Annotated in this window: 24 protein-coding genes; 23 read left to right on the top strand and 1 reads right to left on the bottom strand. The window is 34.2% G+C overall.

Going from position 1 to position 14,283, the window contains the following annotated elements; all coding sequences use genetic code 11:
• The first annotated feature begins 5 nt into the window (after positions 1-5).
• The 20 genes from rpsS to CRV04_RS01515 all read left to right on the top strand — a co-directional run bounded on the left by rpsS (position 6) and on the right by CRV04_RS01515 (position 10,243).
• Positions 6-281 (top strand): 30S ribosomal protein S19, encoded by a 276-nt coding sequence (rpsS, locus tag CRV04_RS01420; RefSeq protein ID WP_128994835.1) that lies wholly within the window; start codon positions 6-8, stop codon positions 279-281.
• A 2-nt stretch (positions 282-283) separates the two neighbouring features.
• Positions 284-616, top strand: a complete 333-nt coding sequence (gene rplV / locus CRV04_RS01425) for a 50S ribosomal protein L22 (protein ID WP_128994836.1) — start codon at positions 284-286, stop codon at positions 614-616.
• A complete protein-coding gene (gene rpsC, locus CRV04_RS01430) occupies positions 616-1,314 on the top strand; it encodes a 30S ribosomal protein S3 (RefSeq protein ID WP_128994837.1) in 699 nt (232 codons plus the stop codon). The genes rplV and rpsC overlap by 1 nt, the downstream gene beginning before the upstream one ends.
• 2 nt (positions 1,315-1,316) lie before the next feature.
• Positions 1,317-1,742, top strand: a complete 426-nt coding sequence (rplP, locus tag CRV04_RS01435) for a 50S ribosomal protein L16 (RefSeq protein ID WP_128994838.1) — start codon at positions 1,317-1,319, stop codon at positions 1,740-1,742.
• Positions 1,729-1,920 carry a 50S ribosomal protein L29 gene (gene rpmC / locus CRV04_RS01440; protein WP_128995084.1) on the top strand — a complete coding sequence of 64 codons (192 nt, stop codon included), beginning with the start codon at positions 1,729-1,731 and terminating at the stop codon, positions 1,918-1,920. The genes rplP and rpmC overlap by 14 nt, the downstream gene beginning before the upstream one ends.
• An 11-nt stretch (positions 1,921-1,931) precedes the next feature.
• Positions 1,932-2,186, top strand: coding sequence for a 30S ribosomal protein S17 (gene rpsQ, locus CRV04_RS01445; protein WP_128994839.1), 255 nt, complete (start codon positions 1,932-1,934; stop codon positions 2,184-2,186).
• Positions 2,186-2,554 carry a 50S ribosomal protein L14 gene (gene rplN / locus CRV04_RS01450; RefSeq protein WP_128994840.1) on the top strand — a complete coding sequence of 123 codons (369 nt, stop codon included), beginning with the start codon at positions 2,186-2,188 and terminating at the stop codon, positions 2,552-2,554. The genes rpsQ and rplN overlap by 1 nt, the downstream gene beginning before the upstream one ends.
• 2 nt (positions 2,555-2,556) lie before the next feature.
• Positions 2,557-2,796 carry a 50S ribosomal protein L24 gene (rplX, locus tag CRV04_RS01455; RefSeq protein ID WP_128994841.1) on the top strand — a complete coding sequence of 80 codons (240 nt, stop codon included), beginning with the start codon at positions 2,557-2,559 and terminating at the stop codon, positions 2,794-2,796.
• Between the two features lies 1 nt (position 2,797).
• Positions 2,798-3,346, top strand: coding sequence for a 50S ribosomal protein L5 (gene rplE / locus CRV04_RS01460; protein WP_128994842.1), 549 nt, complete (start codon positions 2,798-2,800; stop codon positions 3,344-3,346).
• Complete coding sequence (locus tag CRV04_RS01465) at positions 3,346-3,531, top strand: type Z 30S ribosomal protein S14 (protein WP_128994843.1); 186 nt, start codon at positions 3,346-3,348, stop codon at positions 3,529-3,531. The genes rplE and CRV04_RS01465 overlap by 1 nt, the downstream gene beginning before the upstream one ends.
• Before the next feature lie 12 nt (positions 3,532-3,543).
• A complete protein-coding gene (rpsH, locus tag CRV04_RS01470) occupies positions 3,544-3,942 on the top strand; it encodes a 30S ribosomal protein S8 (protein WP_128994844.1) in 399 nt (132 codons plus the stop codon).
• Positions 3,943-3,951: 9 nt separating this feature from the next.
• On the top strand, positions 3,952-4,485 hold the full coding sequence (rplF, locus tag CRV04_RS01475; protein ID WP_128994845.1) for a 50S ribosomal protein L6: 534 nt from the start codon (positions 3,952-3,954) through the stop codon (positions 4,483-4,485).
• 10 nt (positions 4,486-4,495) lie between these two features.
• Positions 4,496-4,855 carry a 50S ribosomal protein L18 gene (gene rplR, locus CRV04_RS01480; protein ID WP_128994846.1) on the top strand — a complete coding sequence of 120 codons (360 nt, stop codon included), beginning with the start codon at positions 4,496-4,498 and terminating at the stop codon, positions 4,853-4,855.
• A 9-nt stretch (positions 4,856-4,864) separates the two neighbouring features.
• Positions 4,865-5,305: a 30S ribosomal protein S5 gene (gene rpsE, locus CRV04_RS01485; protein WP_128994847.1), complete on the top strand. Its 441-nt coding sequence runs from the start codon at positions 4,865-4,867 to the stop codon at positions 5,303-5,305.
• Between the two features lie 3 nt (positions 5,306-5,308).
• Positions 5,309-5,707, top strand: a complete 399-nt coding sequence (rplO, locus tag CRV04_RS01490; RefSeq protein ID WP_128994848.1) for a 50S ribosomal protein L15 — start codon at positions 5,309-5,311, stop codon at positions 5,705-5,707.
• Between the two features lies 1 nt (position 5,708).
• Positions 5,709-6,971: a preprotein translocase subunit SecY gene (secY, locus tag CRV04_RS01495; protein ID WP_128994849.1), complete on the top strand. Its 1,263-nt coding sequence runs from the start codon at positions 5,709-5,711 to the stop codon at positions 6,969-6,971.
• A gap of 5 nt (positions 6,972-6,976) precedes the next feature.
• Positions 6,977-7,738, top strand: a complete 762-nt coding sequence (gene map / locus CRV04_RS01500; RefSeq protein WP_128994850.1) for a type I methionyl aminopeptidase — start codon at positions 6,977-6,979, stop codon at positions 7,736-7,738.
• A gap of 10 nt (positions 7,739-7,748) precedes the next feature.
• The gene (infA, locus tag CRV04_RS01505) at positions 7,749-7,967 is read left to right on the top strand and encodes a translation initiation factor IF-1 (RefSeq protein ID WP_128994851.1); all 219 of its coding nucleotides are present in this window, start codon (positions 7,749-7,751) and stop codon (positions 7,965-7,967) included.
• 96 nt (positions 7,968-8,063) lie between these two features.
• Positions 8,064-9,323, top strand: a complete 1,260-nt coding sequence (locus CRV04_RS01510) for a GGDEF domain-containing protein (RefSeq protein WP_128994852.1) — start codon at positions 8,064-8,066, stop codon at positions 9,321-9,323.
• Positions 9,324-9,337: 14 nt separating this feature from the next.
• Positions 9,338-10,243, top strand: a complete 906-nt coding sequence (locus CRV04_RS01515) for a DUF3369 domain-containing protein (protein ID WP_128994853.1) — start codon at positions 9,338-9,340, stop codon at positions 10,241-10,243.
• Between the two features lie 114 nt (positions 10,244-10,357).
• On the opposite strand, the gene CRV04_RS01520 is transcribed toward CRV04_RS01515, so the two are convergent.
• Complete coding sequence (locus CRV04_RS01520; protein WP_128994854.1) at positions 10,358-10,570, bottom strand: hypothetical protein; 213 nt, start codon at positions 10,568-10,570, stop codon at positions 10,358-10,360.
• Positions 10,571-10,699: 129 nt separating this feature from the next.
• Here CRV04_RS01520 and CRV04_RS01525 point away from each other — a divergent pair, with 129 nt between their 5' ends.
• The 3 genes from CRV04_RS01525 to aspS all read left to right on the top strand — a co-directional run bounded on the left by CRV04_RS01525 (position 10,700) and on the right by aspS (position 14,282).
• Positions 10,700-11,371: a uracil-DNA glycosylase gene (locus tag CRV04_RS01525; RefSeq protein ID WP_164969091.1), complete on the top strand. Its 672-nt coding sequence runs from the start codon at positions 10,700-10,702 to the stop codon at positions 11,369-11,371.
• Positions 11,368-12,447 carry a hypothetical protein gene (locus CRV04_RS01530; protein ID WP_128994856.1) on the top strand — a complete coding sequence of 360 codons (1,080 nt, stop codon included), beginning with the start codon at positions 11,368-11,370 and terminating at the stop codon, positions 12,445-12,447. The genes CRV04_RS01525 and CRV04_RS01530 overlap by 4 nt, the downstream gene beginning before the upstream one ends.
• An 83-nt stretch (positions 12,448-12,530) precedes the next feature.
• Positions 12,531-14,282 (top strand): aspartate--tRNA ligase, encoded by a 1,752-nt coding sequence (aspS, locus tag CRV04_RS01535; RefSeq protein WP_128994857.1) that lies wholly within the window; start codon positions 12,531-12,533, stop codon positions 14,280-14,282.
• The last annotated feature ends 1 nt before the right edge of the window (position 14,283 follow it).

Here is a 14,283-nt window from a genome sequence, read left to right on the forward strand (position 1 = left end):
AAAAGATGGCAAGATCAATTAAAAAAGGTCCATTCGTAGACAAACACCTAATGAAAAAAGTTCTTAAAGCTGTTGAAGCTAATGACAGAAAACCAATCAAAACATGGTCAAGAAGATCAATGGTTTTACCAGATATGATCGGTTTAACTTTCAACGTGCACAACGGAAGAAACTTTATTCCTGTAAACATTACAGAAAATCATGTTGGGTACAAATTAGGTGAATTCGCACCAACAAGAACATTTAAAGGGCACAAAGGTTCTGTGCAAAGAAAGGCGTAGTGATGGGTAAAGCTATATTAAGATTTATCAGACTTTCTCCAACTAAAGCAAGATTAATTGCAAGAGAAGTACAAGGTATGAATGCTGAATATGCAATCGCATCTTTAGAGTTCACTCCAAATAAAGCGGCTGGAATTATTTCAAAAGTAATCGCTTCAGCTGTAGCAAATGCTGGTTTAGAACCAGAAGAAGCTGTAATTACAAGTGCAAGAGTAGATAAAGGACCAGTTCTTAAAAGATTTACTCCAAGAGCAAGAGGAAGTGCTTCTCCGAAACACAAACCAACTGCACACATTATGATTGAAGTAGCTGCTGCTGAAAAAGGAGACAAGTAATGGGTCAAAAAGTTAATCCAATAGGTTTAAGATTAGGTATCAATAGAAACTGGGAATCACGATGGTTTCCTTCATTCAACAAGATGCCAGCAAACGTTGCAGAAGATGACAAAATTAGAAAGTTCATTAAAAAAGAGCTTTACTATGCAGGAATTGCTCAAACTATCGTTGAGAGAACTGCTAAAAAAGTTAGAATCACTATCGTTGCTGCTAGACCTGGTATCATCATTGGTAAAAAAGGTGCAGACGTTGAGAAGTTAAAAAACAACTTAACTAACTTAGTTGGTAAAGAAGTTGCTGTTAACATCAAAGAAGAGAGAAAGCCACAACTTTCTGGTCAATTATCTGCAGAAAACGTTGCTCAACAACTTGAAAGACGGGTTGCATTCAGACGAGCAATGAAACGAGTTATGCAAAACGCTCTTAAATCTGGAGCAAAAGGTATTAAAGTTTCTGTATCTGGACGACTTGGTGGAGCTGAAATGGCGAGAACTGAGTGGTACTTAGAAGGTAGAGTTCCTTTACATACTTTAAGAGCAAGAATCGATTATGGTTTTGCTGAAGCGCATACTACATATGGTTGTATTGGTATTAAAGTTTGGATTTTCAAAGGTGAAGTACTTGCAAAAGGTATCCCTGCTGAAAAAGCTGAAACTGCAAAACCAAAAAGAAGACCTACAAAGAAAAGAGGTAAATAATCATGTTAATGCCTAAAAGAATGAAATACAGAAAGTACCAAAAAGGTAGAAATAGAGGTTATGCTACAAGCGGTAACTCTTTAGCTTACGGTGATTTTGGTATCAAAGCAGTTGAGCATGGACGAATTGACTCAAGACAAATCGAAGCAGCCAGAATTGCAATGACAAGAAAGGTAAAAAGACAAGCGAAAGTTTGGATTATGGTATTCCCTGACAAACCACTTACTGCTAAACCTCTTGAAACAAGAATGGGTAAAGGTAAAGGTGCTATTGACAAATGGGTTATGAATATCAAGCCAGGTCGAGTTTGTTTTGAAATCGCTGGTGTTGGTGAAGAGTTATCAAGAGATGCTTTAACTTTAGCGATGCACAAACTTCCATTTAAAACTAAAATTGTAACAAAAGATAGTGAAAATGAAATATATTGATATTAAAGATAAAAGTTTACAAGAGTTAAACGAGTTGTTAAAAGAGAAAAAGGTGCTGCTTTTTGAATTAAAAGCGAAGCTAAAAACTATGCAGTTAACGAATACATCTGAATTAAAAGTAGCGAAAAAAGATATCGCTCGAATTCAAACAGCTATTACTGCAGTAAAAGCTAACTAAGGATCTATGGTATGAATACGCATAAAAGAGAGATTCAAGGTGTAGTGGTAAGAAAATCTGGAGATAAAACAGCGTCTGTATTAGTTACACGACAAGTTTTACACCCAAAATACCACAAGACTGTTAAGAGATTTAAAAAATATTTAGTTCACGACGAAAGAAATGAATTAAACGAAGGTGACACTGTAATTGCTGTTGAGTGCAGACCACTTTCTAAAACTAAATCTTTTAGATTAAAGACAATTGTAGCTACAGGAGTTAAATAATGATTCAAAGTTTTACACGATTAAACGTAGCTGACAACACTGGTGCTAAAGAGATCATGTGTATCAAAGTACTTGGTGGGTCTAAAAGAAGATATGCATCTGTTGGTGATGTTATTGTTGCTTCAGTTAAAAAAGCGATTCCAACTGGTAAAGTTAAAAAAGGTCAAGTTGTTAAAGCTGTTGTTGTTAGAACTCACAAAGAGATTCAAAGAGAAAATGGTTCTTTAATCAGATTCGACGACAACGCTGCTGTTATCCTTGACGCTAAAAAAGAGCCAATTGGAACGAGAATTTTTGGACCTGTTGCAAGAGAAGTTCGATATAAAAACTTCATGAAAATTGTTTCACTTGCTCCGGAGGTATTATAATTATGGCAGTTAAATTAAAGATCAAAAAAGGTGATACTGTAAAAATCATTGCTGGAGATGATAAAGGTAAAACGGGAGAAGTTTTAGAAGTATTACCATCAAAAAACAAAGTAGTTGTTAAAGGTTGTAAAGTTGCTAAGAAAACTGTTAAACCTGATCAAGACAAAAATCCAGATGGTGGTTTTGTAAACAAAGAGATGCCTATTGATATCTCTAATGTAGCAAAAGTAGAAGGTGAGTAAGATGTCAGCTAGATTATTAGAAAGATATAAAGCGGAAATTAAACCAGCATTAGAATCAGAATTCGTAAAAAACAAAATGTTAACTGCTAAGTTAGAAAAAGTAGTTATCTCTGTTGGTGCGGGTGAGGCAATGAAAGACAGTAAATTAATGCAAAACATTCAAGATACTATCTCTTTAATTACTGGTCAAAGAGCAGTACAAATCATTGCTAAAAAATCTGTTGCAGGTTTTAAAGTTAGAGAAGGTATGCCTGTAGGTGTTAAAGTAACACTTAGAGGGGAGCAAATGTATAACTTTATAGATAAACTTTGTTCAATCGCACTTCCAAGAGTAAAAGACTTCCAAGGTCTTAATAGAAATGGTTTTGACGGTAGAGGAAACTTTAACTTTGGTCTTGATGAACAATTAATGTTCCCAGAAGTTGTATATGATAATATCATTACAACACATGGTATGAATATTTCAATTTCTACATCTGCAGATAACGATAAAGAAGCGTACAGATTATTAGAACTTGTAGGAATTCCATTTACAAAAGGAAGAGCGTAATGGCAAAGAAATCTATGATTGCTAAGCAACAGAGAGCTCCTAAGTTCTCTTCTAGAGCTTATACAAGATGTTCAGTTTGTGGTCGACCACACTCAGTTTACAGAGACTTTGGTCTTTGTAGAGTGTGTTTAAGAAAAATGGCTAACGAAGGTTTATTACCTGGTGTTAGAAAAGCTAGTTGGTAGGAGAATAAAGCTATGATGAATGACATAATCGCAGATGCTTTAACTAGAATTAGAAATGCAGCAATGAGAAAACTTGAAGTTACTACATTGTTACATTCTAACACTGTAGAAGGTGTATTGAAAGTTTTAGAGCAAAAAGAGTATATCGATGGATATAAAGTAGTTGACGGTAAAAATAATAAGAAAACTATTCAAGTTACACTTAAATATGATGATGCTGACAGATCAGTTATCAACGAGTTACAAAGAGTTTCAACTCCAGGACGAAGAGTTTATAAACACTCTACTGAGTTAAAATCTTTCAAAAATGGATATGGTACTATCATTGTTTCTACAAACAAGGGTGTAATTTCAAATGATGAAGCTTTCGCTGCTAAAGTTGGTGGTGAAGTTTTATGTACAGTGTGGTAGGAGAGAACAATGTCAAGAATTGGTAAACAACCTATCGCAATCCCAAGTGGAGTTGAAGTTACAGTTGATGGTACAGCAATCGTTGTAAAAAAAGGTAATAAATCTTCTACTGTTGAGACACACGGACGAGTTGATGTTGAAATCGCAGAAGGAAAAGTTGTATTCTCAAGAAAAGGTGAAGATAAAGAATCTTCAGCATTCTGGGGAACTTACAGAGCTTTAACAAACAATGCAATCGTTGGTTTAGCTGAAGGTTATAAAAAATCTTTAGAGATCAACGGTGTTGGTTACAGAGCTGCTGTTAAAGGTAAAGTTCTTGAGTTACAACTTGGTTATTCTCATCCAATCGAATTTGATATTCCAGAAGGAATTGAGATTTCTGTTGATAAGAACATTGTAAACGTAGAAGGTGCAGATAAACAACAAGTTGGTCAAACTGCTGCAATTATTAGAGGCTTTAGAAAACCAGAACCATATAAAGGTAAAGGTGTTAAATATACTGACGAGCATATCGTTAGAAAAGCCGGAAAAACTGCTAAGTAAGGTGTGAAGTATGAGTAGAGCAAAAGATTTAGCAAAGAAAAATTCTTTAAGAATTAAAAGAAAAAAAAGAGTTAGAGGAAAAATCTCTGGTACAGCTTCAAGACCAAGAGTTACAGTTTTCAAATCTAATAGGTATTTAAGTGCACAAGCAGTAAACGATGTTGAAGGTGTTACATTAGCATCAGTTAACTCTAAAGCTATGAACTTAAATGTAAGCAAAGAGAACGCAACAAAAGTAGCAGCTACATTCGCAGAAAGCTTAAAAGCTGCAAATATTACTGAAGTTGTATTTGACAAAAATGGTTACCTTTATCACGGTGTAGTTGCAGCATTCGCTGACGCACTTAGAGATAACGGTATCAAATTATAAGGGTTAATGATGGCAGTTAATAGAGAAGATTTTCAAGAAGCAATCGTTAAAATTGGAAGAGTTACAAAGGTTGTAAAAGGTGGACGAAGATTCAGATTTACAGCTTTAGTTGTTGTTGGTGATAAAAACGGAACAGTTGGATTTGGTACTGGAAAAGCAAAAGAGGTTCCAGATGCAATTAAAAAAGCTTTAGATGATGCATTTAAACGATTAGTCAGTGTATCAATTAAAGGAACAACTATCGCACATGATATTGAGCATAAGTACAATTCAAGTAAAATTTTACTTAAACCTGCATCTGAGGGTACAGGGCTTATTGCTGGTGGTGCTGCGAGACCAGTTCTTGAACTTTCAGGGGTTACAGATATCATTGCTAAATCTCTTGGTTCAAACAATCCAAACAACCTTGTACAAGCTACAGTTGAAGCGTTAGCAAGAATTAAAGGATAGAGTATGGCATTAGACAACTTACAACCAGCAACTGGTAGTACAACAAATACTAAACGAGTAGGTAGAGGTCAAGGTTCAGGAATGGGTAAGACTTCTACTCGAGGTCAAAAAGGTCAAAAATCTAGATCTGGGTATAAAATCAAAAGAGGTTTTGAGGGTGGACAAATGCCAATCCAAAAAAGACTTCCAAAGATTGGATTTTTCTCAAGAGCTGTAAAACCTTACTCTATCAATGTTGATAAAGTGAAACAAGTTGCAGCACTTGAAGAGATTACAGTTGAGTCAATCAAATCTGTATACAAATTATCTAAATCAGTTGTAAAGGTTAAATTAATTGGTGCAGCTGCAAAAGATTTAGCTTCTAAAATTAAAGACGAAAACGTAACAACTACTGGAAACTAATATGAGTAAAGATCTAATAAATAAGATTCTTATTACATTAGGTTTTATCTTCCTCTATAGGTTACTGGCATACGTGCCAGTTCCTGGAGTGAACATAGACGTTGTAAAAGAATTTTTTGATTCAAATGCAAACAATGCATTAGGTCTTGTGAACATGTTTAGTGGAAATGCCATTGAGCGATTAAGTATTATCTCATTAGGTATTATGCCTTACATTACTGCTTCTATTATTATGGAACTTCTAGCAGCAACTTTCCCTGGTCTTGGTAAAATGAAAAAAGAGCGAGATGGAATGCAAAAATATATGCAAATCATCCGATACACAACTGTTGTAATCACATTGATTCAAGCAGTCGGAGTATCAATGGGTCTGAACTCATTAACAGGACAAAGTGGTCAAGGTGCAATCTCAATTGATATGGATACATTTGTGGCTGTTTCAGCAATTTCAATGTTAACAGGAACCATGCTTTTAATGTGGATTGGAGAACAAATCACACAAAAAGGGATTGGTAATGGTATTTCACTGATTATCTTTGCAGGTATTGTTTCGGCAATTCCAAGTGCAATTGGTGGTACGATTGATTTAGTGAACAATGGACAAATGAACTTCTTAACAGTTATTGGAATCCTAGTGGTTATTCTCGGAACGGTGGGAGCAATTATCTATGTTGAATTAGGTGAAAGAAGAGTACCTGTATCTTACTCAAGAAAAGTAATGATGCAAAATCAAAATAAAAGAGTAATGAATTATATTCCTATTAAGGTAAACCTTTCAGGTGTAATTCCTGCAATTTTTGCAAGTGCAATTTTGATGTTCCCTGCTACTATTTTACAAGGCAGTCAAAACAAAATATTGATGGCTGTGGCAGATTTTGTAAGTCCTCAGTCTTATACATTTAATATCTTTATGTTCTTATTTGTTGTTTTCTTTGCATTCTTCTATGCATCGATCACCTTTAATGCAAAAGATATCTCTGAAAACTTAAAAAAACAAGGTGGATTTATTCCTGGTGTACGACCGGGTGAAAGCACTGCTGGTTTCTTAAATGATATTGCTGGACGATTAACGTTCTGGGGTGCATTGTACTTAGCTGCAATCTCTACAGTACCATGGCTTTTAGTAAAAGCAATGGGCGTACCTTTCTATTTTGGTGGGGTAGCTGTACTGATTGTTGTTCAAGTTGCAATTGATACCATGAGAAAAATTGAAGCACAACAGTATATGAATAAATATGATACATTAAGTGCAGTCGGTCTGTAAATATTATGGCAATTCCATTAAGAAAAGAAAACGAAATTGAAAAGCTTCGAACTGCTTCCCAAGCAGTTGCGAAGACTTTGAACTACTTAAAAGAGAATGTAAAACCCGGAATGACCCTGTTAGAAGTGGACAAAATGGGTGAAGATTTTCTTCTGTCTTTAGGTGCAAGACCTGCTTTTAAAGGTCTGTACGGCTTTCCAAATGCAATTTGCACATCTTTAAACGAAGTTGTAATTCACGGTATTCCTGATGATACAGTATTAAAAGAGGGAGACATTTTAGGACTCGACATCGGAAGTGAAATTGATGGTTGGTATGGTGATGCGGCCATTACAATGCCAATTGGTCAAATTTCCAAAGAGGATGAAGACTTAATAGCGTGCGCAAAAGATACTTTATATTATGCGATTGATATGATTAAAGAGGGTATGCGATTCAAAGAGCTTTCAAAAGCCATTGAAGACTTCATTCGTGCAAGAGGTTATGTGCCTTTAACACGTTTTTGTGGTCATGGAATTGGACGAAAACCACATGGTGAACCAGAGATTCCAAACTATGTTGAAACGCCAAACGTGAAAGCTGGTCCTAAAATTAAAAACGGAATGGTTTTTTGTATTGAACCAATGATTTGTCAAAAAGAGCAGGAACCTGTGATTTTAGAGAATGATTGGGACGTGATATCTCAAGATGGCTTACGAACAAGCCATTATGAACATACTGTGGCTGTGGTTAATGGTAAAGCAGTCATTCTATCAGAAGTAAATTAAAGGAAAACAAGTGGCAAAAGATGATGTAATTGTAATTGATGGTAAAGTGATTGAAGCGTTACCTAATGCAATGTTTAGAGTTGAATTGGATAATGGACATGTAGTATTATGTCATATCTCTGGAAAAATGAGAATGCACTACATTAAAATTTTACCAAGCGATAAAGTAAAAGTGGAGATCACACCTTACTCTTTAGATAAGGGTAGAATTACTCACCGATACAAATAATTTAATAAAAACAATTTATAATTTATAAATTGTTTTTATTGTTTATTAACACACTTTAAGGCAAAATATTTGCATCTTGTATTTTAAAGAAGCAATATGGACAAAGAAAAATTAGTTGGTATTATTAAATCTACACTGACAACCCTTAAAAAGAAAAACATACATGCTACCCCAATTAACTATGCTAAAGAGTTTAGCCGACAAGCAGGGGAGTACAAAAAAGAGCTCAAAGAATACAAAGAACTCGAGTATTTAATAGAAGAGCTTATTCATCAACAAAACAACAATAAACATCCTAAAATTGATACGTATTATGAACTTGTAAGAGAGTATAAAAAACTTTATAAAACAAATAATCTTGAGATTTTAATAAATAACTTAGAAGAAATTATTGCACCATCAATCAATCATGAGATTGATTCAAGCATTGAAAAGTTTGTAAAAAGTGTAAAAACGAAACCTTCTCAATTTTTATCTGAAAAAAAAATTGAAGAGTTAAAAGCATTGGCTCAAGAAAGAATTGAGCTTGATCGTGAAGTGATTAAAGAGAAAACATCGGATATCATCAAACTGACAAATTTAATGGGAAAATATTTTGATCGATCATTGATTCAAAGTGGAAACTCTTTGGATGAAGTCAATAACATCAAACAAGAGCTCGATGAACTTGAACTCTCTGCTACTTCAAAAAGAGAGTTGATTCGACTTCAAAATAAGCTTGTTGATACGGTGTATGCATTAGGAAATAATCTGAAAAGTTCTCAAGAAGAACTCATTGAAAATAAATCACGATTTGGCGAGATGCAATCACGTATTATAAAACTGCAAGAAGAGCTTAACAGTGTACGTAAAGAGAAGTTTATGGACTTCTTAACAGGCGTACATAATCGTCGGGCTTTTGATGTTGAGATTGAAAAGCTGGAGACTCAGTTTAAAATTTTTGGAAACAAATATGCGATTTTATTCATAGATATTGATTATTTTAAAAAGATCAATGATCAATATGGACATGAGTGTGGAGATACCATTTTAAGAACTTTTGCAAATCTTTTAAATGCACTTACTCGTGAAGGTGACATGATTGTTCGATACGGAGGAGAAGAGTTTATTGCTTTAATCAAGTATGAAGAACAAGTTGAAGTTGAGAAGTATGCAAGACGTATTAAAAAAACCATTGAAGAGAATAATTTTGTTTATAAAGACTTAAAGTTTAAAATTAAATTTTCTGCGGGTGTTGCTTATAGAGAAAATAATGTTAATAATATTGATACCGTCAATGCCGCAGATAGTTTAATGTATAAAGCGAAACGAACGGGTCGAGAACAAATTATATTTGAAAATGGTTTAATCATTTAAGTTAAAGGATATGTATGATGGATGCTAAAAAACCTATGAAGTTTGCTCAAAAAACAAAAGGTGAGTCGATTAAAGATACGTGGAAAGTTCTTATTGTTGATGATGAGGAGAGTGTTCATACGATTACAAATGCAGTGCTCAATGGAATTACGTTTGATCATAAAAAACTTGAGTTTATTAGTGCTTACAGTGGAACACAAGCAAGAGAGTTGATGCAAGAGAATCCAGACATTGCATTGATACTTCTTGATGTTGTTATGGAGAATGACAATGCGGGTTTAGAGTTTGTTGATTATGTTCGTAATGATTTAGAGAATAAAATGGTCAGAATTGTACTACGAACAGGACAACCAGGATATGCCCCTGAGAAAGAGGTGATCGACCAATATGATATCAATGACTATAAAGAGAAGACAGAACTGACTGCTCAAAAACTTTATACCACGGTTATTACTTCACTTCGAAACTTTAAAGATTTGATTGATTTACAAAATCAAAAAATTCCTGTAGAGAAGAAACAAAACAGCATGATGTATGAGTTCTCTCAAACGGCATTGGAAAAATTGATTACAACCATGAAAGAGAGCTGTGAAGGCAAATGTGAAGGCATCGAAATTGTGGTGTGTGAATTTGTCAAAGAGAACAAAATGATTTTGGCTTCAACTGAAAGTTATAAAGGTTTGGATTATGAAGGGTTTATTGCAAAATATCCTGATATTCAAGAAGCCATTGAAAAAGCGTTGGAGTTAAAAAGCAGTATCTCGATTGAAAAAGGGATGGTGAGTTACTACGAAGATGAGAGTGGTAATGAAAACATTGTTTATGTGAACAGTCCTAAACACTTGACACAAAATGATATTCAACTCATTGAGATGTTCTCGTTTAATATCTCTTCAGCCATTGAGCTGTATTACAAATAATCAATACATGAACCATAGATGTAATATATTTACATTTATGGAACTCATAACTACCTATAGTCGCGCATTTTAAAAAATATATAAGCAGCGATAAGTCCCATAAATCTAAATATCTTACGATACTCTTTGTAGGGTTAAGTGGATTTCCTCTTCTAAACGTTTTTTTTGTTCACTCATGAGTTTGAGATTCTTTTTTAACAACTCTTTATCTTTATATGAATCGATAATAAACTCAAACAACTTTGGTCGGTTTTTTTTCCAATTGTGCAACGTGGTTTTATTCACTTCTAAATCTGATTCTAATTTTCTTAAACTGGGTGTCATCATGAAACGGCCTTTTAAACTTTATATGCAAATTGTATAATTATTTGGAACGATTGTCAAGTATTTTATATAAATTTGTTCCAAATAATGGAACAAATCAGAGTGAAAGTTCTTTTTTTGTACAATTTTCAGATGACAAAACAAGTACAACAGAAAATTTTAAAACACTATAACAGCTTGCAAATGATGGGTTTTGAGTATGCTCCTGCATTAAAAACGGATGAGCTTAACAACAATGACATGTCCTTGCCCAATAATTTAATTGATTTACAAGCACTTGTTGAAAATTGCAGTTTGTGTGAGTTATCTAAATACAAAACAAGCACGGTTTTCAGCGAAGGTAATATTCACTCACCCATAGTTTTTGTGGATGTAATGCCTTCCATTGTACAAGAAGAAAACAATCGATTGTTAGTGGGGAAAAGTGGAGAACTGTTGATTAAAATGATTGAAAATGTGTTAAACGTTTCTTACAACCAGTTCTATTTTGCCAATATTATTAAGTGTAAAACAAGCACAAAAAAAGTACCCACACCACATGAAATAAATTGTTGTAAACCTTTTTTAACCAAACAGTTAGAACTCATTTCACCTAAATTGATTATCACATTAGGTGAGAGAACGTATGAATATTTAACCAATGATAAACGAAATATTGAACAAGTTCGTGGTAAAATAACAAAGTATAATCATATTGATGTATTGCCCATATATCATCCAAGTTTTCTGTTGCGAAATCCATCAGCAAAAAAAGAGGCATTTCACGATATGCTTAAAATCAAATCATTAATGGAGTCAATGTGAAACACTACAGTTTTATTTTTATTTTTTCACTTCTTTTTATTGGATGTGCTCCTAAAACAGTAGACTATTCTCAAAAAGAGTACAGTCAAACCTATAAACAAAAGCAACAAGAAGATGCAGAACGAAAAATGAGCCAATTTGAGCTCTTTAACATCTATGAAGACCAAAACAGAGTTGCCATCGTATTTCCTTCAAAAGTGGTTGGAAAATATGCTAATGGAACAATCAATACCATCATTTCATATTTGCTTTTTAAAAATGAGAAGTTTGATGTGGATGTGATTGATTCTTCAACAGAAGAGTATGCAAGTGTCTATCAAGCGATGAATGAAGTGGTAGACAACCGATACAGTAAAGTGATACTTCTTTTTACTGAAGATGGATTACAACACTTAAACGATATTCAAAATATTGACAAACTGGATATTTTTATGCCACTCATTCATAAAAGCAGTGTCATTAATCCTATGCCAAATATTACTTTTGGAGGAATGGATTATGAAGAACAAATCCAAACACTTAAAACTTTGAGTAATGGTAAAAATACTCACTTTTATGGAGAGAGTGTATTGGGCAATACTTTACGAAATATTTTATTGCAAGATAACTTTAATGTGATCAGTGAGCGTATGATTAAACCTTCAGGGAATAACTATAAAGCAATTACATCTCAAGAAGTACTCAATGATTCAACGCTGTTTTTAAATACTTCTATTATTAAAACCTCTATTTTACTCTCACAATTAACAGTGCAAGAGGCAACGCCGTATGTGATTCTTTCAACGCAGTTAAACTTTACGCCACTGATAGTATCTTTAACGCAATACCCAGATAGAAAGAATTTCTTAATTGCAAACTCCATTGAACAAACCTCTCCTATTTTAGAAGAGACCATCAACTTACTTGATGCAGATGTGGTGTATAACTGGGTGAACTACTCAACACTGATTGGAATTGATTATTTGTATAACAACAAAATGACCAGCAGTGTGATTAAAAATAGAATTGTGGATTCTCAAGTACAATACCGTACAACGATTTACAAAAATACTCCATTTGGATTTAAAAAACAGTAATCTTTTCAATTTTAGCTTAGTCCAACAAAACCTAAGTTTTGTTTCGATATAATCGCGGATATTTAAACACGATGGAGCTAAAATTGAGAACTCATTATTGTACTGACGTAACTGAAAAAAACATTGGGGAGACGGTTACTGTTGCTGGTTGGGTCAACAGTAGACGAGACCACGGTGGAATCATTTTTATTGACTTAAGAGATAAAGGCGGGATTGTTCAACTTGTAGCAGACCCACAAGATAACAAAGAAGCATTAGAAGTAGCAGAAAAAGTAAGAGATGAATTTGTTTTAATTGCTACAGGGAAAGTAAGACAAAGAGGGGAAGGGTTAGAAAACCCAAACCTAATAACAGGTAAAATTGAAATTATCTTAGATGAACTGATTATTGAAAATCGTTCAAAACCAATGCCATTTGACTTAGGTGATGAAAAAGTAAATGAAGAGATTCGATTAAAAAACCGATTCTTAGAACTTCGAACAAAACGATCATATGATATTTTTAAATTAAGAAGTACCGCAAACATTGCAGCAAGAAACTCTTTAAATGAGATGGGATTCTTAGACGTTGAAACACCAATTTTAACAAAATCAACACCAGAAGGTGCAAGAGACTATTTAGTACCTAGTCGTGTTCACCCCGGTGAATTTTATGCATTGCCTCAATCACCACAACTTTTCAAACAACTTTTAATGGTATCTGGATTTGATAAATATTTCCAAATTGCTAAATGTTTCAGAGATGAAGACTTAAGAGCAGACAGACAACCAGAGTTTACACAAATTGACGTTGAGATGAGTTTTTGTGACCAAGAAGATGTGATTAAAGTTGCTGAAAAATTGATTCATGATATTTTTACTGCGTGTGGAAAAGAAGTGCCAGCAACATTCAAAAGAATGACGTACAACGAAGCTATGGAGCTGTATGGTAGTGATAAACCAGATTTACGATTTGGTATGCCAATGGTAGACGTAATCGATATTTTTGGACGAAGCACCAATGAAATTTTTGCAGATATTGCAAAAGATAAAGCACACAACAGAATCAAAGCCATCAAAGTACCAAACGGAGATAACATCTTCTCTAAACGACAAATGAAAGGTTTTGAAGATTACGTTCGAAAATTTGGAGCTAAAGGTTTAGGTTACTTCCAAATGAAAGAGGATGGACTTAAAGGACCATTGACTAAATTCTTCTCTGAAGCAGATTTAGAAGAGATTGTGAAAGTAACTGAACTTCAAGAGGGTGACGTTGTATTCTTTGGTGCAGGTCATAAAAAAGTGGTTTGGGACTACATGGGACGATTCAGATTGTACCTAGCAGAACAAATGGAAATCGTACCTAAAGATGTATACGAATTCTTATGGGTTGTTGACTTTCCAATGTTTGAAGTAGAAGAGGGTAAAATCAAAGCACTTCACCACCCATTTACAATGCCAAAAAACTTAAACAAAGAGAACATTGAAGAGATTGAATCAATCGCTTATGACTTAGTACTCAATGGTACTGAGCTTGGTGGTGGGTCTATCAGAATTCACAAAGAAAACATTCAAAGTGAAGTATTTAGCCTTATGGGTATTAGTGAAGAAGAAGCCAAAGAGAAGTTTGGATTCTTACTGGATGCACTTCAATTTGGTGCGCCTCCACACGGTGGATTTGCAATGGGGTTTGATAGAATGATTATGTTGCTTGCAGGAACAGACTCTATTCGAGACGTGATTGCATTCCCTAAAACACAAAGAGCTCAATGTCTTATGACACAAGCACCGTCTGAAGTAGATGGTGAGCAGTTAAAAGAGCTCAGTTTACGAATTCGAAAAGCAGTAACAGAATAAA

The sequence above is a fragment of the Candidatus Marinarcus aquaticus genome, from assembly GCF_004116335.1.
GTDB lineage: Bacteria > Campylobacterota > Campylobacteria > Campylobacterales > Arcobacteraceae > Marinarcus > Marinarcus aquaticus.